This window comes from Variovorax sp. J31P207 (assembly GCF_030316965.1).
Taxonomy (GTDB): Bacteria; Pseudomonadota; Gammaproteobacteria; order Burkholderiales; family Burkholderiaceae_C; genus Variovorax; species Variovorax ginsengisoli_B.
In genome coordinates this window covers 526,536-544,321 of record NZ_JASZYN010000001.1, presented here as the reverse complement: position 1 = coordinate 544,321, position 17,786 = coordinate 526,536, and the positions used below count along the sequence as shown (strand labels likewise).

Annotated in this window: 17 protein-coding genes; 9 read left to right on the top strand and 8 right to left on the bottom strand. The window is 69.0% G+C overall.

Annotation, left to right across the window (positions count from 1 at the left end; genetic code table 11):
- Positions 1 to 27 precede the first annotated feature (27 nt).
- The 6 genes from QTI68_RS02615 (at position 28) to QTI68_RS02590 (ending at position 6,332) form a co-directional block, all read left to right on the top strand.
- Complete coding sequence (locus tag QTI68_RS02615; protein WP_286519488.1) at positions 28 to 408, top strand: DUF805 domain-containing protein; 381 nt, start codon at positions 28 to 30, stop codon at positions 406 to 408.
- Positions 405 to 2,714, top strand: coding sequence for an FAD-binding protein (locus tag QTI68_RS02610; RefSeq protein WP_286519487.1), 2,310 nt, complete (start codon positions 405 to 407; stop codon positions 2,712 to 2,714). Before QTI68_RS02615 ends, QTI68_RS02610 begins: the two co-directional genes overlap by 4 nt.
- Complete coding sequence (locus QTI68_RS02605; protein WP_286519486.1) at positions 2,711 to 3,766, top strand: hypothetical protein; 1,056 nt, start codon at positions 2,711 to 2,713, stop codon at positions 3,764 to 3,766. Before QTI68_RS02610 ends, QTI68_RS02605 begins: the two co-directional genes overlap by 4 nt.
- On the top strand, positions 3,750 to 4,796 hold the full coding sequence (locus tag QTI68_RS02600; protein WP_286519485.1) for an alpha/beta fold hydrolase: 1,047 nt from the start codon (positions 3,750 to 3,752) through the stop codon (positions 4,794 to 4,796). Before QTI68_RS02605 ends, QTI68_RS02600 begins: the two co-directional genes overlap by 17 nt.
- Positions 4,797 to 4,976: 180 nt before the next feature.
- On the top strand, positions 4,977 to 5,975 hold the full coding sequence (locus QTI68_RS02595) for a M12 family metallopeptidase (RefSeq protein ID WP_286519484.1): 999 nt from the start codon (positions 4,977 to 4,979) through the stop codon (positions 5,973 to 5,975).
- 48 nt (positions 5,976 to 6,023) lie between these two features.
- Positions 6,024 to 6,332 (top strand): hypothetical protein, encoded by a 309-nt coding sequence (locus QTI68_RS02590; RefSeq protein ID WP_286519483.1) that lies wholly within the window; start codon positions 6,024 to 6,026, stop codon positions 6,330 to 6,332.
- A 57-nt stretch (positions 6,333 to 6,389) separates the two neighbouring features.
- On the opposite strand, the gene QTI68_RS02585 is transcribed toward QTI68_RS02590, so the two are convergent.
- From QTI68_RS02585 to QTI68_RS02555, 7 genes are read right to left on the bottom strand one after another with little or no spacing between them, the layout of a single operon-like run.
- Entirely contained in the window at positions 6,390 to 7,307 is a 918-nt protein-coding gene (locus QTI68_RS02585) for a polysaccharide deacetylase family protein (RefSeq protein ID WP_286519482.1), read from the bottom strand.
- A 4-nt stretch (positions 7,308 to 7,311) separates the two neighbouring features.
- Positions 7,312 to 8,355, bottom strand: coding sequence for a bifunctional UDP-4-keto-pentose/UDP-xylose synthase (locus tag QTI68_RS02580; RefSeq protein WP_286519480.1), 1,044 nt, complete (start codon positions 8,353 to 8,355; stop codon positions 7,312 to 7,314).
- 26 nt (positions 8,356 to 8,381) lie between these two features.
- Complete coding sequence (locus QTI68_RS02575; protein ID WP_286519479.1) at positions 8,382 to 9,311, bottom strand: formyltransferase; 930 nt, start codon at positions 9,309 to 9,311, stop codon at positions 8,382 to 8,384.
- Positions 9,308 to 10,312 (bottom strand): glycosyltransferase, encoded by a 1,005-nt coding sequence (locus QTI68_RS02570; protein WP_286519478.1) that lies wholly within the window; start codon positions 10,310 to 10,312, stop codon positions 9,308 to 9,310. The genes QTI68_RS02575 and QTI68_RS02570 overlap by 4 nt, the downstream gene beginning before the upstream one ends.
- Positions 10,309 to 11,451 carry a DegT/DnrJ/EryC1/StrS family aminotransferase gene (locus QTI68_RS02565; RefSeq protein WP_286519477.1) on the bottom strand — a complete coding sequence of 381 codons (1,143 nt, stop codon included), beginning with the start codon at positions 11,449 to 11,451 and terminating at the stop codon, positions 10,309 to 10,311. Before QTI68_RS02565 ends, QTI68_RS02570 begins: the two co-directional genes overlap by 4 nt.
- Complete coding sequence (locus tag QTI68_RS02560; protein WP_286519476.1) at positions 11,448 to 11,837, bottom strand: DMT family transporter; 390 nt, start codon at positions 11,835 to 11,837, stop codon at positions 11,448 to 11,450. The genes QTI68_RS02565 and QTI68_RS02560 overlap by 4 nt, the downstream gene beginning before the upstream one ends.
- The gene (locus QTI68_RS02555; protein WP_286519475.1) at positions 11,834 to 13,528 is read right to left on the bottom strand and encodes a glycosyltransferase family 39 protein; all 1,695 of its coding nucleotides are present in this window, start codon (positions 13,526 to 13,528) and stop codon (positions 11,834 to 11,836) included. The genes QTI68_RS02560 and QTI68_RS02555 overlap by 4 nt, the downstream gene beginning before the upstream one ends.
- A gap of 309 nt (positions 13,529 to 13,837) precedes the next feature.
- On the opposite strand from QTI68_RS02555, the gene QTI68_RS02550 reads away from it, so the two are divergent.
- Both QTI68_RS02550 and QTI68_RS02545 read left to right on the top strand, forming a co-directional pair.
- Positions 13,838 to 14,434, top strand: coding sequence for an ABC transporter ATP-binding protein (locus QTI68_RS02550; RefSeq protein ID WP_286519474.1), 597 nt, complete (start codon positions 13,838 to 13,840; stop codon positions 14,432 to 14,434).
- Positions 14,431 to 15,276 (top strand): ABC transporter permease, encoded by an 846-nt coding sequence (locus QTI68_RS02545; RefSeq protein WP_286519472.1) that lies wholly within the window; start codon positions 14,431 to 14,433, stop codon positions 15,274 to 15,276. Before QTI68_RS02550 ends, QTI68_RS02545 begins: the two co-directional genes overlap by 4 nt.
- On the opposite strand, the gene QTI68_RS02540 is transcribed toward QTI68_RS02545, so the two are convergent.
- Positions 15,176 to 16,411, bottom strand: coding sequence for an O-antigen ligase family protein (locus tag QTI68_RS02540; RefSeq protein WP_286519471.1), 1,236 nt, complete (start codon positions 16,409 to 16,411; stop codon positions 15,176 to 15,178). The genes QTI68_RS02545 and QTI68_RS02540 overlap by 101 nt on opposite strands.
- A gap of 161 nt (positions 16,412 to 16,572) precedes the next feature.
- On the opposite strand from QTI68_RS02540, the gene QTI68_RS02535 reads away from it, so the two are divergent.
- Entirely contained in the window at positions 16,573 to 17,781 is a 1,209-nt protein-coding gene (locus QTI68_RS02535) for a hypothetical protein (RefSeq protein WP_286519470.1), read from the top strand.
- Positions 17,782 to 17,786: the final 5 nt, after the last annotated feature.

Below are 17,786 nucleotides of genomic sequence, written 5' to 3'. Positions count from 1 at the left end.
GCACGGGCAGACAACAAGCACTCGAAGATGTCCTGGATTCAAGAATTTTCCCTGCAGGGTCGACTGAGCCGCACCGGCTTCTGGCTGCGCATGGGCGTGGTGGTTCCGGTGGCGCTCTGGCTGTGCACGGCGGTGCAGCAGCGGCTGGGCGCGCCCTTCGACCTGGTCCCGGTGCTGGCCCTCGTGGGGCACCTGGTCTCGGTCTGGGGCCGTCGGCTTCACGACCGGGGGCGCTCGGCCGCCTGGCTGCTGCTGGCGGCCGTGCCGGTGGCCGGAGCGATCGCGCTGCTGATCGAATGCGGATTCCGTGGCCCGGCGGCGAACGCCGAGCGGTACGGCGCGCCGGCGGGCGTCCGCAGCGACTATCTGCGGGTGACGAACCCCGCCACCGACTCCGCCCTGCCATGACCAACCACCATATCGTCAACGACGTCACGCAACTGAACCCGGTGCGGGTGATGGCCATCGTCGCGCCGGCCTGCACCGAGGACGTCGTCGAAGCATTGCGTCGCACCTCCGGGCCGGTCTCGATCGGGGGCGGGCGGTTCAGCATGGGCGGGCAGACGGCCAGTCCGGGCAGCCTGCATTTCGACATGCGCTCGATGAACCGCATCCTCGCGTTCTCGCCCGACGAGAAGACGATCCGGGTCCAGCCCGGCGTTCGCTGGTGCGACATCCAGCGCTTCGTCGACCCGCACGGCCTGGCGGTGAAGATCATGCAGACCTACGCCAACTTCACGGTCGGCGGGGCCTTGAGCGTGAACTGCCACGGCCGCTACGTGGGGCTCGGCCCCTTGGTGCTGTCGATCCGCAGCATCGAGGTGGCGCTGCACGACGGCCGGCTCGAGCGCGCCAGCCGGACGCTCAACCCCGAGCTGTTCTACGCCGTCATCGGCGGCTACGGCGGCCTCGGCGTGGTGGTCGAGATCGAGCTCGACCTGGCCGAGAACAAGCGCGTGCTGCGAGTCGACAAGGTGATGCCGCTGTCGCAGTACTGGACCCACTTCAAGAACGAGGTCCGCAACAACCCGAAGGCGGTCTTCCACAACGCCGACCTCTACGCGCCGCACTATGCGAGCGTGCGCTCGGTCACCTGGGTCGAGACCGATCGCCCGGCCACCACCTCGGCGAGGCTGCAGCCGCTCGCGAGCCGCTACCCGCTGCACCAGTACTTCCTGTGGGCCGTGTCCGAGACGCCCTTCGGCAAGGAGCGGCGCGAGAAGCTCGTCGACCCGCTGCTGTACCTGCGCAAGAAGGTGCACTGGCGAAACTACGAGGCCGGCTACGACGTCGCGGAACTCGAGCCGCCGTCGCGCAAAGACCGGACCTACGTACTGCAGGAATACTTCGTCCCGGTGGAGCGACTGGAGGCCTTCGTGCCCCTGATGGCCGCGGTCCTCCGGCGCCATCGCGTGAACGCGCTGAACGTGTCGATCCGCCATGCCATGCCCGACCCCCACACCTTGCTGAGCTGGGCGCCGCGGGAGACCTTCGCGTTCGTGCTGTACCACAAGCAGCGGACCCGGGAGAACGCCAGGAGCCGGGTCGGCGTCTGGACCCGCGAACTGATCGATGCCGTGCTGTCGGTCGGCGGCACCTACTACCTGCCGTACCAGCCGCACGGCACCGAGGCGCAGTTCCATCGCGCCTATCCGCGCGCCAGGGAGTACCTGGCCCTGAAAGAACGGCTCGACCCCGACTTCCGCTTCACCAACGTGCTCTGGAACAAGTACCACAAGCCGGGGCAGCCGCTGCCCGCCGCCACCGATGCGCCGAGCTCGGAGTTCCACCAGGTCTTCGGCGATGTGCGGCTGTCCGATGCCTTCTACCGCTTTCTCCAGAGCGTGTTCCGCACTTTGCCGGAAGACCGCTTCCACCAGCTGATCCGCGACGCCTGCAAGCTGCACAAGGACGAAGAGAGCGTCTACCGCTACCTGCAGAGCGAGCTGAAGGGCATCAAGCCGATGCTGGCCGACCTGACGCATGCGCTGCCGTCGCTGGTCAAGCAGAAGGCCGAGATGACCCGGCAGACGCTGCAACTGCTGGGCGACCGCAAACGCTTCTCGGGCTATGCCGAGATCGGCTCCAAGGGGCGCTACTTCCGCGGACTCGCGTCGGCGCTCGACATCGGCGGCCTCTGCTACTTCATCGACGAGAAGGCGCCGACTTTCTCGCCCGTCGACATCATGGAGCGCGGGCAGCTTCGCAAGCTCGAAGGCCGGCACCTGCCGCTCGCCGACTACGCGCCGCTGCCGGCCGACCCGATCGCCGACGCATCGCTCGACCTGGTCGCCTGCTACGTCGGGCTCCACCACATGACGGTGGAGCGGCTGCGGGGCTTCCTGGCGTCGGTCAACCGCGTGCTGCGTCCCGGCGGCGTCTTCATCGTCCGCGACCACGATGTCCGCTCGGAGGAGCTGCGGGTGCTGGTGTCGCTGGCGCACACCGTCTTCAACGCGGGACTCGGCGAGACCTGGGAGACCAACCGGGCCGAGCTTCGCTTCTTCGAGCCGGTGGCGACCTGGGTCGAGCGGCTGGCGCAGGCGGGCTTCAAGGACTCCGGCGCCCGCATCCTGCAGGACAACGACCCGACCGACAACGTGCTGCTGTGCTTCACCAAGGAAGGCCGGGCGCTGACCGGCAGCGTGGCGAACGACGATGCGGCAGCGCCGCTGCCGTCCGTGCGGCCCGAAGCGATCGCGGCGGCACGATGAAGTGCGTCCGGGCACTGCTCGCACTGGTGTTCGCGGGCCTTGCGCTCGCCTCCTTCCACGGCGGGGCCGCCGCGGCGGAAGCCACCACGCCGCCGGTCCATCAGAGGACCCCCGACCAGACCTTCCTGACCTTCCCCGAGTGGTACCTGGTGCACAGTCCGGCCGAGTACGCGGCCTACCTGGGCAGCGGACGGCCGCCCAGTGCCTTTCCACTGTTCTCGCACATCGGCCAGTTCTGGCAGGGATACCGGGCGGTCGGCCGTGAACTCGGCAACTACCCGTTCAACGGCGGCTATCACCTCATGGTGATGGTGATCGGCACCAGCACCACGGTCGAGTACGCGGTCAAGGGCGCCTACGAGCACACGGTCGGCAGGCTCGCGGAGGCCACGCGGTCGGGCCCGGCGCCAGTGCCCGAGGAAGCCTTCGCAGCGCGCTATGCGCAGGCCTATGTGGACTTCATCCGGGTCGACCCCTGGTACCTGTTCGACTTCGGCGCCGAGCTTCGCCGGCTGTGGGCGGCGGGCCTGCCGCTCTCGGGGCCCAACCTGGTCCGGCGCTGGGAGCGCCGGTTCGCGCTCACGACCGAGTTGCTGGTGAAGGCCGGCTATGCGCAGGCGATCAAGCTCGGCACCCACGCCATCTATGACGCGCCGCTGCCGGTCACGGCCGTAATCCTCAGCAGGGAGCCGGCCAGGGATGCCGCGCATCCGGACTACGCGCTGCTCGAAGCGGGCGCCTCAGGCGTGCTGGCGACGATCCCGCGCTACGAGGGCTTCACGGCCTACAGCCGCTGGCTCGCGGGCCAGGGGATCGACTTCAGGGAGATCGCCGGGAACCGCGGCGAGGTCGTCGCGAGCCTGCTGGTGCCGACGAAATGGTCGCCGCCGCCCGGCGCCACGGCGCGGGTGCTGTTCGTGCAGCCGATCCTCACGCGGCCGGGCACTGTGCGCGTGGTGCTGGCCACGCCGATCGATCGGCTCGGCGGCTTGCTGCGCCAGGTCGAGTCGGGGCTGGGCGGCAGTGCCATCGAGCATGTCTACGACTTCTAGAACGGTCGCCTCGACGGTCCTGCGCTGTGCGGCGGTCGCGCTGCTGCTCGTCGGTGCCGTCCTCGTCGCGGCCGCGGGATGGATTGCCTACGCCAACGGCATGCGCGTCGCGCGGGAGACGAAATCGGTCGAGCAGCTGGCCGGCGGGCGGGGCCGTTGGGTGCCTGCCGGCGATGCCGCGCTGTATGTGCAGGAGTGGGGGGATGCCAAGGCCCCGACGCTCCTGCTGCTGCACGGCACCGGCGCCTGGAGCGGCACCTGGTTCGGGCTGCCCCGGACCCTGAGCCAAGCCGGGTGGCGGGTCGTGGCCGTCGACCTGCCGCCGTTCGGGCTGTCGAAGCCGGCGCTGGCAGGTGCCGGCCCGGACTACTCGCGCGCGGCGCAGGCGCGGCGTGTCCTCGGCCTGATCGACAGCCTCGGGGCGCCGGTGGTCCTGGTCGGCCATTCGTTCGGCGCCGGGCCCGCGCTCGAGGCGGCGCTGCAGGCGCAGGGGCGGGTGCGCCAGCTGGTGCTGGTCGATCCGGCGCTGGGCCTGGGCCCGATGGGCGAAGCGCCGCTCTGCGAGGCCGGCGCCCCCGGCTTGCTGGCGCACCGCGATCTTCGAACCGCCCTGGTCGGCGCGACCGCGACCTGGCCCGGACTGACGGGCACGCTGCTGAAGCAGTTCGTTTTTCGGAAGGACGCGGTGACCGACGCGCTCGTCCCCGCCTACCAGGTGCCTTTCGAACGCGAGGGCTTCACCGCGGGCCTCGGCGACTGGGCGGAGGCGTTCGCGGTTTCGGTCTGCGAGGACGCCGCCAGCCTCGACCCCGCGAAGCTGCGCGCCTGGGCCGCCGACGGTCCGCCGGTGGCGCTCCTGTGGGGCGAGCAGGACAGCATCACGCCGCTGCCGCAGGCGCGTGCCCTGCAAGGCTGGATTCCGCAGGCGACGCTGACGGTCCTGCCTCAGGTGGGGCACATACCGCACATCGAGAGTCCGGAGGCTTTCGTTGAGGCGTTGGTGGGGCGGCTGCCGTCGGCCGCGCCCTGAGATCGGCGCCTGGCTCGCCCTTGACCCGCGCGCCAAGACGGCCGGACGTCTGTGAGAGCCGAAGCAACGTACGACTTGAGGATGCATCTCCGGCCACTTCTCGTTAAAAGAGTTGGTCGCTTCGGCATGAGCGCTTGTCGACAGCGGCGTATCCATGTCACGCGCTCGTGGGGGAAATCTATGATGCAGGAAAAACGGCTGCTCGAGGCACTGGCACAGATTGCGACGGCCGCCAACGCGGCGGTCGATGAGTGCGCCCACGGACATGGGCAGCATGCCCATGCGGATTCGTCTGATGACGGCGGCCACGACGACGTTCCCGGCTGCGTGGTCAAGTCACTTCCGCAGCGGCTGCTGGTCAAGGCCGCATACACCGCTCGCACTCTCAATCCAGTCAATGCTCCGGCGTTGATCTCAAATGCGCTGATCTCCGGCGGCATCCGGATCGACGACCCGATGCGAATCGCTGTCCTCACGTCGAAGTACTGGGGGCCACAACTAAGACGCATGACGGTCAGCTTCATGGAAAGCACGCCAAGTGACTTGCAGAAGCGCATCATCAGTCACATGAATGCGTGGAGTGGCTGCTGCGGGATTTCGTTCGTGGCGACCTCGGGGGTCGGTGATGTCCGTATCTCGCGCCAACCCGGAGGCTATTGGTCGTACCTTGGGACCGACATCCAGCACATTCCGAAGAACCGCCAGACGATGAACCTCGAGGGGTTCACGATGAATACGCCGGAGTCGGAATACAAGCGCGTTGTCCGCCACGAGACCGGTCATACGCTCGGGTTTCCGCACGAGCACATGCGCGCCTCGCTTGTCGCCCGCATCGATCCAGCGAAAGCGTACGCTTGGTTTCTCAAGACCTACGGCTGGGACAAGGCCACGGTCGACGCACAGGTGCTCACTTCTCTCAGCGAGGCATCGCTGATGGCGACTCCGCCCGATCAGACGTCGATCATGTGCTACCAACTACCCGCAGCCATAACGAAGGACGGCAAGCCGATCACCGGCGGAATTGACATCAACAAGACCGATTGCGGCTTCGCGGGCAGGATCTATCCAAAGGCCGGCCGCGCGCTTGTTTTGAGCGGAGACACCGAAACATCCGAACAGAGTCAGGTCACGCGCACCGACGATTGGCCGGAGGAGGAGGATGTCGAGGTTTTCGTCTGATCACCGCGACGCCTTGCGCAGTGATGGTCAGCACTCGGAGCGCATCAGATGGCCAGGCTGATCGAGATTCCGGATGTCGCCGCGTGTCCCTCGCCCTTGAGAGTGCAGTCCGGTGACGTCCTCGTGCTGCGCGCCTCCGGGGCCCGAATCGACGCCGGTTTCGACTCGGTCGTCGTGCTGGGCCCATTCACTGCCGCAATGCTCGGCGACAACGGTGAGGTGATCGCCGCGATGGGTGCGCCGGGTACCGTACTGCTGCAGGCCCGGGAGCCGGGCGATGCATCGATCACGGTCATTGGCGGCGATCCTTTCCATGCGCCGCGAACGATCATGGTTCGGATCTCAGTCCAGCCCTGAATTCTCCTGGGCACGACAGACGCCGGAATCAACCGACGTCTTGCCGAGAAGCTTCAGTCATACAGCCGGCGTCCAGGCCGCGCCCTGCACCGCCAGCAGCCCCGAGCGCCCCGCCACCTCGTCCTGCTGCAGCCGGTGCCGCGGCAGGGCGGAGCGATCGACCGCCGCGGCGAGATCGCCGAGCGTGACCAGCTGGTGGCCCTGGGCCTGCCAGCCCTGCAGCAGGCGCTCGAACACCGGCATCAGCTTCATGCCCTCGAGCTCGGCGTGCAGCGTGTAGACCTGGTCGCGGTCGGAACCGGCCGTGAGGCCCAGCAGGTGGGCGTGGACGTTTTGCGCATCGAGGCCGTCGATGCCGATCAGCTCGTCGAGGGTGGGCAGCGTGGTCGGGAACTGCGGCGGGCCGATGACGCGCCCGTCGTCGGCCACCGGGATGAACGGCCCCTCGCCGCGCGTGTCCGACGCCAGCTCGATGCCGAGCGTGGTCTCGGCCTGCGCGGCCGCCGCGTTGAACTGCCATCCGGCGGCGCCGTGCAGGCGCGGGGCGCTGCCGAAGATCTGCGTGTGCCGCTCGACCGCGCGCGCCATCTGGCGCAGCGTCCATGCCGCATCGCGCTGCGTCAGGTGGTCCTGCCAGTCGATGTGGTCCCAGCAATGCACGCCGACCTCGAAGCCGGCGTCGCGCACCGCACGCAGGGTCGAGGCTTCGCGCTGCCCGATGTCGGGACCGGGCAGCAGGCTGCCGTAGAGCAGCGTGCGCACGCCGTAGTGCTCGACCACCGAGGTGCGCGCCACCTTGCTCAGGAAGCCGGGCCGGAACACGCGCAGGATGGCCCGTCCGGTGTGGTCGGGTCCGAGGCTGAACAGGAAGGTGGCGCCGGCGCCGGCGCGCTGCAGCAGCGCCTGCAGCCGGGGCACGCCTTCGCGGGTGCCGCGCAGGGTGTCGACGTCGATCTTCAGTGCGATGCGCGCCATCGTCTCAGAGCGCCAGGTCGGCGGCCGCCTCGGCCTCGTCCCGGTAGTACGCGAAGAGGCTGGCGAGCGCCTCCTGCATGCCGAACTGCGGCTTCCAGTCGAGGTCCTTCATGGTCGCGCTGATGTCGGGCACGCGGTGGGCGACGTCCTGGTAGCCGCGGCCGTAGTACTCGGCCGACGACACGTCGGTCAGCCGCACCGCCGCGGCCGCCTCGGCGTATTCGGGCAGCGTGCGCGCCAGCTGCAGCATCATCTCGGCCAGCGCGCGGATCGAGTGGTTGTTGGCCGGGTTGCCGATGTTGTAGATCTTCTGGTCGGCCACGCCGCCTTCGTTGGCGATGATCTTGACCAGTGCCGCGATGCCGTCGTCGACATAGGTGAAGGCGCGCTGCTGGCTGCCGCCGTCCACCAGCCGGATCGGCTCGCCGCGCACGATGTGGCCCAGGAACTGGGTGATCACGCGGCTCGAGCCCTCCTTGGGCGTGTGCAGGCTGTCCAGGCCCGGCCCGATCCAGTTGAACGGGCGGAACAGCGTGTAGCGCAGCCCTTCCTGCATGCCGTAGGCGTGGATGACGCGGTCCATCAGCTGCTTGGCGGCGGCATAGATCCAGCGCGGCTTGTTGATCGGGCCGTAGACCATGTTCGACGATTCGGGGTCGAAGGCATCGTCCTCGCACATGCCGTAGACCTCGCTGGTCGAGGGGAACACCACCCGCTTGCCGTACTTGAGGCACTGCCGAACGATCGGCAGGTTGGCCTCGAAGTCGAGCTCGAAGACGCGCAGCGGCTGTTTCACGTAGGTGGCCGGCGTGGCGATCGCCACCAGCGGCAGCACGACGTCGCATTTCTTGACGTGGTATTCGATCCACTCCTTGTTGATCGTGATGTCGCCTTCGAAGAAATGGAAGCGCGGGTCGCCGAGCCACGGCCGGACCCGGTCGGTCTGCATGTCCATGCCGTAGACGTGCCAGTCGGTCGTCTCGAGGATGTGGCGGGTGAGATGGTGGCCGATGAAGCCGTTGACGCCGAGGATGAGGACTTTGAGCATGGGGCGATCCGTGGGTTGGGAATGATTCAATGGTCGACCGGGACGCAGGGCGCACCGAAGCGGCGTTCGAAGCCGGCCGCGTCGATCGCACCGGCAGGGCCTTGTGCGGCCAGCACTTCGAGCGTGCTGCCGTCGGCGGCCAGCAGCCAGAGCGCGCCGGCCTCGCTCGCCAGCCGAAGGCCGGCGCCGGGTGCCCGCCGCGGCCGTTCGGCGAAGCGGGTGCTGTCGATGCGGATGCGCTCGCCGCCGATGTGGCAGAAGGCGCCCGGGTAGTGGGGCGGCGCGAGGGCGCGCACCAGGTTGTGGATCTGCAGGGCGTTGGCGCTGCCCGGGATCAGGCCGTCTTCCGGCTTGCGGCCGCCGAAGTAGCGGCCCTGCGAGAGGTCCTGCGGGCGCTCGACGGCGGTCCCGGCGAGCATCAGCGGCAGGCTTCGCGCCAATACGATCTCGGCTGCGACGACGACTTTGCCGAACACCTCGTGCGCGGTGTCGTCGATCAGGATCGGCACCGCGCACTGGTCGACGATGGCACCGTTGTCGGGCTTCTCGTTCATGCGGTGCAGGGTGGCGCCGGTCTGCGTCGCGCCTTCGATCACGGCCCAGTTCACCGGCGCCCGGCCGCGGTACTGCGGCAGCAGCGAGCCGTGCATATTGAAGGCACCGCGGCTTGGCAGGTGCAGCCAGGGCGCCTTGAGCATGTGGCGGTAGTAGAACGAGAACAGGAAGTCGGGCGCCGATGCGGCCGCTTCGGCCAGCAGTTCCGGCAGGTGCGGGTCGGCGGGCGTCACGCAGCGCAGGCCGTGCGCCGCCGCCACGCCGGCCACGCTGGAGAACCAGATGGCCTCGCCGGCGGCGTCGGCATGCGTGACGACCAGCGGCACCTCGACGCCGGCATCGAGCAGCACCCGCAGGCAGCGCACGCCGACGTCGTGGTAGGCGAAGACGATGGCTTTCATGGGCGCTTGCGCTCCAGCACGGCGTTGATGACGTAGCGCGGCCGGGCCCGCACCTCCTGGTAGATGCGCCCGATGTACTCGCCCAGCAGGCCGATGCCGAACAGCACCAGCCCGACCAGCAGGAACAGCAGGGCGAACAGCGTGAAGACGCCGCCTTCCTCGGGCCCCAGCACGATCCGGCGCGTCGCCAGGATCAGGAACAGCAGCGCCGACAGCATCGACACCACGATCCCGAGCAGCGAGAACGCTTGCAGCGGCACCAGCGAGAAGCCGGTCACCAGGTCGAAGTTGAGCCGCACCAGGCTGTAGAACGAGTACTTCGATTCGCCCGCGTGCCGCTCCTCGTGGCCGACCACCACCTCGGCCGGGTTGCGCGAGAACTGCAGTGCCAGCGCCGGGATGAAGGTGTTCATCTCGTTGCACTGGTTGATCAGCTGCACCACGTTGCGGCTGTAGGCGCGCAGCATCGAGCCGTGGTCGGTCATCACGATGCCGGTGAGCCGATGGCGCATCCGGTTCATGGCCCGGGAAGCCCAGCGCCGCCAGGCCTGGTCCTGGCGATCGCGGCGGATCGAGCCGACGCAGTCGTGGCCTCGGTCCATGGCGTCCAGCAGCAGGCGGATGTCCTCGGGCGGGTTCTGCAGGTCGGCATCGAGGGTGACGATGCGGTCGCCCCGGCAGTGCTCGAAGCCCGCCAGGATCGCCCGGTGCTGGCCGAAGTTGCCGTTGAAGAGAATCACCCGCGTCACGTCGGGCCGACGCTCGAACTGCGCCGCCAGCAGCGCGGCCGAACGGTCGCGGCTGCCGTCGTTGATGAAGATCAGCTCGTAGGAGACCCCGAGCGCATCGAGCGCCGGGTAGAGCCGCTCGAACAGCGCCGCCAGGCCCTGCTCCTCGTTGTAGACCGGAATCACGACGCTGAGCTCGGGCGTGTCGTCGTCGATGTCGTCGTCGTGGTCGTGGTCGGCCTCTTGGCCGGGAACCGACTTCAGCACCGTCATGGACGTACTCCCTGGAGGTCCGCCATCACGGTGGTCACGGCAGCGCACACGCGATCGACGTCGGCGTCCGTCATGGCCGGGAACAACGGCAGCGTGACCGTGCGTTCGCCGATGTCCTCGGCGACCGGGAAATCGCCGCGGGCGTGGCCCATGGCCCTGAACATCGAGAACAGGTGCATCGCAGGGTAGTGCACGCCGACGCCGAAGCCGAGCGCCTTCATGCCGGCCACGAAGTCGGGGCGCGCCGCGGCGAACGCGCGCGGCAGCAGCGGCTGGAACATGTGCCAGTTGCCATGCAGTTCCGTGTCTTCGGGCGGCAACTCGAAGCCGAGCGAGCGGTCCCAGCGTTCGAAGTAGCGCCGGGCCAGCTGGCGTCGGCGCAGATTGAAGTCGTCGATGCTGCGCAGCTGTCCCAGGCCGATCGCCGCCGCGATGTCGGTCATGTTGGCCTTGGCGCCCCAGGCCTCGACCTCCATGCCGCCGCCGGGCAGCCGCTGGACCCCCTGCAGCCGCAGCAGCTCGAAGCGCCGCGCTTCGGCCTCGTCGTTCATCACCAGGCAGCCGCCTTCGCCGAAGGTCATGTTCTTGTTGGCATGGAAGCTGAACGACACCAGGTCGCCGAAGCTGCCGATCGGCCGCCCGCCCCATTGGGAACCGAAGGACTGCGCCGCGTCCTCGACCACGCGCAAGCCATGGGCCGCGGCCAGCCGGTTGAGCCGGTCCCGGTCGACCGGCAGGCCGGCCAGGTCGACCGGCAGCAGGGCCCGCGTGCGCGGCGTGATGGCGGCCTCGATGCGGTCGAGGTCGATGTTGCGGGTGGCGGCATCGGCGTCGACGAACACCGGCGTGGCGCCGACCGCCAGCACCACGTTGGCGGTCGCGACCCAGCTCAGCGGCGTGGTGATGACCTCGTCGCCCGGGCCGATGTCGCACAGCCGAAGCGCCAGTTCGAGCGAGGCGGTGCCGGAGTTCACCAGCCGCACGGGCCGGCCGCTGAAGCGCTTGGACAACGCGGCCTCGAGCGCCTGGCACTTCGGGCCGGTGGTGATCCATCCGGAGCGAAGCACCTCGGACACTTCGGCGATGGTGCGCTCGTCGATCGAAGGGCGCGTGAAAGGCAGGAAGGGCGTGTCGTTCAATTCGTGCTCCCGCTGCGCGCCACCAGGATGACGCCGACGACGATGACCGCGATGCCGAGCCAGCGCTGGGCGTTGACCTGTTCGCCGAACAGCCACCAGGCCAGCGCCGCGTTGACGATGTAGCCGATCGAAAGCATCGGGTAGGCGATGCTGACTTCGACCCGCGACAGGGCGACGATCCAGACCACCACGCTGATCGCGTAGCAGGTCAGGCCGCCGAGGATGCCGGGATGCTGGGCCAGCCCGGTCGCGCTGCGCCAGAGCGCGGCACTGCCGTCGCTCATGGAAATCTCGCCGACGCTGCGCGCCCCGGCCTTGAGCAGCAGCTGGGCTGCGGCGTTGAGCAGGACGCCGGTCAGCACCCACGCAAAATCGATGATCTTCATTGTCTGGCTACCACCACGCGTCGTTGATCCTGGAAGATGACCCGCATCGGAAGGCCGCGCTGGCGCATCGCGATGAAGCTCGGAAAGTCCATGTAGGCGCCGGCCTGCGGCAGCGCCTGCCAGCGGCTGGCGAAGGCGTCGAGCGAGTCCAGCGAGCGGCCGGGCTCCAGCACCTGGCCCATGGCGAATTCGTCCTGGTAGTCGACCAGCACGACGTCCCGCCGCAGGTAGAAGGGCAGCGTCTGGTCGTAGATCCCGACCGCGAACATCGGCGCCCCGGACCGCAGCACCGGCTCCAATGCCGACACGATGGGCGCCGCGCTCTTGAGTTGTCCGTAGGCGTTGTGGGCCGCCATCACCATCGTCATCCCGATCAGATGGCCGAGCGCCAGGCTGACGATGGCCAGCGTGACGCCGCGCCGCCGCAGGGCCCACCATGCAAACGCCGCGAACGCGAGGAAGACCGCGCCACCCCAGCGGATCCCGGCGCCGAGCTGGGCGAAGATCTCGGCCGGCGTCGAATGGGAGGCCACCCGGGCGCTCTGCGTGGAGGCGACCAGCGCGATCGACCAGACCAGGATCGGGACCAGCAGGTGACCGCGCAGTACGCGCGGGCTGGCCTGCTGCAGCCGCAGGCCGATCAGCAGGGCCAGCGCCGGGAACATCGGCAGGATGTAGGAGGGCAGCTTCGAACCGCTGGCGCTGAAGAACAGCAGGATGAAGACCGAGTGCACGAACAGGAAGTCGGCCGGCGCGACGCCGCGCGGCGGCGCGTCGCCGGCGCGCCGGGGGCCGAGCCATGGCAGCGCGCTGGTCCAGGGCAGCATCCCGCCGAGCAGCAGCGGCAGGTAGTACCACCAGGAGCCTTCACGCTGGTGGACCTTGGTGAGGTAGCGCGCGAAATGCTCGTGGATGAAGAAGAACTGGGCGAAGGTCGGATTGCGCATCGACACCAGCACGAACCATGGCGCTGCCAGCACCAGGAAGATCAGCAGTCCGGACCACCAGTGCATCCGGCGCCAGGGGCCGAAGTCCCGGCGCCAGAGGCAGGTCAGGACCAGCGTCGCGCCGGGGATCAGGATGCCGACCAGCCCCTTGCTGAGCACCGCGCCGGCCATCGCGGCCCATGCGAGCCAGATCCAGTTGCGGCGCACCGCGGGTGTCGCGGGAACGTTCTCGGCGATCAGGACGGCGCACAGCGCGAGCGTGAGGAACAGCGTCAGGCCGGCGTCGAGGGTCAGGAAATGAGCGTTGCCGAAGATCCAGGTCATCGACGCCGCGATCGCCAGGGTGCGGATGCCGGTCTCCCGGCCCCACAGCCGCGAGGCCGTCGCGCCGACCGCGAGCACCGTGAGGAAGCCGGCGAGCGCCGGCCACAGGCGGGCGGCGAACTCGTTCAGGCCGAACAGGTGCAGGAACAGCGCGCTGAGCCAGTACTGCATCGGCGGCTTCTCGAAGTAGAGAAGGCCGTTCAGGCGCGGCGTGATCCAGTCGCCGCTGCGCATCATCTCCCAGGCGATGCTGGCGTAGCGGCCCTCGTCGGGGCTGATCAGCGAGCGCATGCCGAGCGAGCCGAACCAGATCACCGCCAACGGGGCGAGCAGCAGGGCCAGCATGCCGCGAGAAAACGGTTGCTTGTCCGCAAGGGGCGGTGCGGGGTGGTACGTACCTCGATCGATCGGGTGATTCATGAATACATTGGATGTACATCTGGGCCGGTGCTGCATCGCAACATCGTCGCCTCGGCGGCGCCTTTCGATGATATGCGGCGCATTGGCTCGGCCTCCGCGGCCGACCGTTTGGTCAGAAGGATGGCACTGGAAGTGGCGCCGCAGGTGTCCGCCACCATGGACTGGGCCTGGCGGGAGCTTGAAAAGGGCGCTGGATCCACATGCTTGGATGCTATGTCCGCCACCTGCACGAAACCTGAACGGCCGGACCCTGTCCGCGGGTCAGGCGGTGTTCAGCCGCCTTTCATCGTCTGGCCCTACATTGCCTCCATGCTCCGTGTCAGGCAACTGGCCAATGACTTCGGCGGCCCGTTCGATCTGGACCTGGCGCGCGGCGAATGCGTGGCCGTGCTGGGCGCGTCCGGCGCCGGCAAGAGCGTGCTGCTGCGGCTGATCGCCGACATGGACGTGGGCACCGGAGAGGTCACGCTCGACGGGCTCGACCGCGACCGCTCCAGCGGCCCGCAATGGCGGCGCCGCGTCGTCTACCAGGCGGCCGAACCGGCCTGGTGGGCCGCCGATGCCGCCGCGCATTTCCGGCCCGGCGACCTCGCGCAGGTCCATGCCCTGCTGCCGATGCTGGGCCTTTCGCTCGATCTGATGGATGTCGATATCGCGCGCCTGTCGACCGGCGAGCGCCAGCGGCTGGCGCTGGTGCGCTCGCTCGCGGTCGGCCCCGACGTGCTGCTGCTGGACGAGCCGACCGCTTCGCTGGATGCGGCGTCGACCGCGGCGGTGGAGGCCCTGCTGCGCGAGCGCATGGCCGGCGGCCTGGCGGTGCTGCTGGTCACGCATTCGCGCGAGCAGGCGGCGCGCATGGGGCAGCGCGCGTTCGACATGATCGACGGCGCGCTGCACCCGGCATGACGATCCACCTCGACACGCTCGACGTCGGCGTGGCCGCCCTGCTGGTGGTGGTCAATGCGGCGGCGTCGCTCGCGCTCGGCCTGCAGGTGCATCGGCAATTGCTGTGGTCGGCGTTCCGGATGGTCGTCCAGTTGCTGCTGGTGGGCCTGGTGCTGCGCGCGGTCTTCGCGGCCTCCTCGGCGCCCGCCACGCTGGGCATCGTCGCGCTGATGATCCTCGCGGCGGCCCGAGAGGTCGCGGTGCGGCCCCGGCAGCGGCTGGCGAACGGCGGCAACTTTCGCATCGGTGCGCTGGTGGTGACCGTGTCGGGCATCGTGACCGTGGCGCTGGCGCTCACGACCGCGATCAGGCCGGTGCCCTGGCACGACCCGCGCTATGCCATTCCCCTGATGGGCATCGTGCTCGGCAGCGTACTGAATTCGGCCAGCCTCGGGCTCGACAGCTTCTTCGAGGACGTGCGGGCCCGGCGCTCGGCGATCGAGGCCCGGCTGGCGCTCGGCGACAGCGCCCGGCAGGCCCTGGCCGTGACGGTGCAGGCCGCGATACGCCGCGGCATGATCCCGCTCGTCAACCAGATGTCGGCAGCCGGCATCATCACGCTCCCGGGCATCATGACCGGCCAGCTGCTGGCCGGCATGGACCCGCTGGAAGCGGCCAAGTACCAGATCCTGCTGCTGTTCTTGCTGAGCGGCGCCGGCGGGCTGGCCGCCGCCGGGGCGGTCTACCTGGCCGCGCGCAGCGTCACGGACGAACGGGATCGCCTGCGGGTCGACCGCCTGCAAGCGCCGGCGAAGCGCCGTGTGCGCGCCGAAGGTAGAGGAACACGATCCAGGGCAGGCTGAGTCCGATCGCCGCGTCGCGGGTGGCCGAGTTGACGCTGGTCGCCACCAGCAGCACCAGCATCGCGACGAAGGCCAGCCGCCCGGCGAGGTCGGCGCGCCGCCAGGCCATGCCCAGGCCGGTCGCGAAGACCAGCGCCAGCGCCAGCAGCCCCGGCACGCCGGTCTGCGAGCCCATCCACAGGAAGTCGTTGTGCGGCATGTTGTAGTCGTGCAGCAGGCTCGGCGCGCGGCGGTGCCACTCGCTGGTCCAGCTGCCGACGCCCCAGCCGGCCCAGGGGCGCTCGATCATCATGCGCGAGGTCTCGCGGTACATGTAGAAGCGCACCACCCAGCTGCCCTCCGACACCGCGCCGGCCTGGGCGGCCTCGATTTCCTGCACGCCGAGCTTGAACTTCTCCTGCGCCGACGGCGCCTGCGAGATCAGTCCGCCGGCGGCGATCATGACGACGCAGAGCGAAACAGCGAGCGCGCGCAGCCGAAGGCGCCATTGGTGCACGCAGGCGCCGAGCACGGCGACGAACAGGGCGATCAGCGAGGTCCGCGACGGCAGCGCCAGCGTCACGATGACCGCGCAGGCCAGGGTCGCGGCGAAAGCGGCCGCCAGCCAGGCAAGCCGTTTCGGCGTGGTGCGCGGCAACGCCAGCGCCCAGGTCGCCGCCGACGCGCCGAGCAGCGCGAACAGCAGGGCGTCGTTGATCGACTTGTTGCCCTTCATGGTCGTCAGGTTGTGCCACAGCGGCAGGTCGGGCAGGCCGAAGGCGCAGGTCAGCAGCATCACCGCGAGCGCCAGCAGGGCACCGGCGAAGAAGCCGCGCAGGCCCCAGGCGGTCTCTTCTTCGGACAGCAGGATCGGCAGCACCATGGTGGTCGCGATCCGCAACCCGTGCCCCAGCTCGACCGGCGTCCCGGGATAGCGCGGGCCGAACGCCAGCACGGCCAGGGTCCACAGCAGGAAGGCCGCGATCGGCCAGCGCAGCGGGTGCGTGCGCAGGCGGTCGAGGCGCTCGGGCAGCTGGCCGCCGGCCAGCATCGCGCTGATGAGGAAGATCGCGCCGGCGTAGTTGAGCCCGACGGGCATGAAGACGACGGCGCCCCAGAGAAAGGCGCAGGTGCGAACCCAGGTGTGCCTGGACATTGGATGCAGAAAGGGAAAAGCGGCCGCCCGGCGATCGGCGCAGGCGTGGGCAAAAAAAGTTGCGCGATTCTTGGCGATGAGGGTGAACGGATCGTGAATGCCCGCGGCCCCCGCCATGGGCGCCGTGTAGGATGCTGCACCGATTGCGGAGGTTCCGAGCCATGCCCCCTGCGACGCCGAGCATCGACGAGCTGCAGCAGCTCGAATCGGACGACTTTTCCCTGGTGGTGGGGGGGCCCCTGTTCCAACTCTGGCGGCGCGCGCACCTGTCGGACGAGGTCGGCAACATGCCGCACCGCCGCGCGCTGGCCGCGGTGCTCCTCGCCTGGGCCCCGCTGCTGCTGATTTCCGTGGTCGAAGGACGGGCCTGGGGCGGCATCGAACTGCCGTTTCTGCGCGATCTCGAACTGCATGCCCGCCTGCTGGTCGCATTGCCCTTGTTGATTCTGGCCGAGCTGGTGGTTCACCGGCGCATGCGCCTGGTCGCGCGGCAGTTCTTGGAAGACGGCCTGGTGCCGGACGCTTCGCGCGGTCGCTTCCACCTGGCGGTCGCGTCCGCCCTGCGCCTTCGCAATTCGGTCTGGGCGGAAATCCTCCTCGTGCTGCTGGTCTACGGCATCGGTGTGTTCGTGGTCTGGCGAACGCGATTGACGCTCGACGTCTCGAGCTGGTATGGCGTCGTCGCCGACGGGCAACTCAGGCTGACGGCCGCGGGCTGGTGGCTGGCCTGCGTGAGCCTGCCGCTGTTCCAGTTCCTGCTGTTGCGGTGGTACTTCCGCCTGTTCATCTGGGCCCGCTTTCTCTGGCAGGTGTCGCGCATCCGGCTGGACCTGATGCCGACCCATCCCGACCGCTGCGGGGGACTCGGCTTTCTGTCGCTGGTGCGAGTGGCCTTCGCGCCCTTCCTGTTCGCCCAGGGCGTGCTGCTGGCCGGCATGATTGCCGACCGGATCTTCTTCGGTGGCGCCAGCCTGCTCGAGTTCGAGGTCGAGATCGCCGGGGTGGCCGCCCTGATGGTGTGCGTGATCCTCGGGCCGTTGTGCGCCTTCAGTGCGCAGCTGGAGGCGACCGAGAACAGGGGCCGCCGCGAGTACGGCACGCTGGCGCAGCGCTATGCGCGCGAGTTCGACCACAAATGGCTGCGCGGCGGTGTGCGGCCCGACGAGCCGCTGATCGGCAGCAAGGACATCCAGTCGCTGGCCGACATGGGCAACAGCTTCGCGATCGTCGAGGACATGCGCTGGGCGCCGTTCACCCTGAAGACCGTGCTGCACGTGGCGGTCACCACGCTGCTGCCCGTGCTGCCGCTGACACTCACGATGTTCTCGGCCCAGGAGCTGCTCGCCCGGCTGCTGAAGGTTCTCATGTGACAGGA

Excerpts from the sequence above, each read along its gene's own strand:
- QTI68_RS02615 (WP_286519488.1), top strand. The coding sequence starts at position 28 with ATGTCCTGGATTCAAGAATTTTCCCTGCAGGGTCGACTGAGCCGCACC.
- QTI68_RS02610 (WP_286519487.1), top strand. The coding sequence starts at position 405 with ATGACCAACCACCATATCGTCAACGACGTCACGCAACTGAACCCGGTG.
- QTI68_RS02605 (WP_286519486.1), top strand. The coding sequence starts at position 2,711 with ATGAAGTGCGTCCGGGCACTGCTCGCACTGGTGTTCGCGGGCCTTGCG.
- QTI68_RS02600 (WP_286519485.1), top strand. The coding sequence starts at position 3,750 with ATGTCTACGACTTCTAGAACGGTCGCCTCGACGGTCCTGCGCTGTGCG.
- QTI68_RS02595 (WP_286519484.1), top strand. The coding sequence starts at position 4,977 with ATGATGCAGGAAAAACGGCTGCTCGAGGCACTGGCACAGATTGCGACG.
- QTI68_RS02590 (WP_286519483.1), top strand. The coding sequence starts at position 6,024 with ATGGCCAGGCTGATCGAGATTCCGGATGTCGCCGCGTGTCCCTCGCCC.
- QTI68_RS02585 (WP_286519482.1), bottom strand. The coding sequence starts at position 7,307 with ATGGCGCGCATCGCACTGAAGATCGACGTCGACACCCTGCGCGGCACC.
- QTI68_RS02580 (WP_286519480.1), bottom strand. The coding sequence starts at position 8,355 with ATGCTCAAAGTCCTCATCCTCGGCGTCAACGGCTTCATCGGCCACCAT.
- QTI68_RS02575 (WP_286519479.1), bottom strand. The coding sequence starts at position 9,311 with ATGAAAGCCATCGTCTTCGCCTACCACGACGTCGGCGTGCGCTGCCTG.
- QTI68_RS02570 (WP_286519478.1), bottom strand. The coding sequence starts at position 10,312 with ATGACGGTGCTGAAGTCGGTTCCCGGCCAAGAGGCCGACCACGACCAC.
- QTI68_RS02560 (WP_286519476.1), bottom strand. The coding sequence starts at position 11,837 with ATGAAGATCATCGATTTTGCGTGGGTGCTGACCGGCGTCCTGCTCAAC.
- QTI68_RS02555 (WP_286519475.1), bottom strand. The coding sequence starts at position 13,528 with ATGAATCACCCGATCGATCGAGGTACGTACCACCCCGCACCGCCCCTT.
- QTI68_RS02550 (WP_286519474.1), top strand. The coding sequence starts at position 13,838 with ATGCTCCGTGTCAGGCAACTGGCCAATGACTTCGGCGGCCCGTTCGAT.
- QTI68_RS02545 (WP_286519472.1), top strand. The coding sequence starts at position 14,431 with ATGACGATCCACCTCGACACGCTCGACGTCGGCGTGGCCGCCCTGCTG.
- QTI68_RS02540 (WP_286519471.1), bottom strand. The coding sequence starts at position 16,411 with ATGTCCAGGCACACCTGGGTTCGCACCTGCGCCTTTCTCTGGGGCGCC.
- QTI68_RS02535 (WP_286519470.1), top strand. The coding sequence starts at position 16,573 with ATGCCCCCTGCGACGCCGAGCATCGACGAGCTGCAGCAGCTCGAATCG.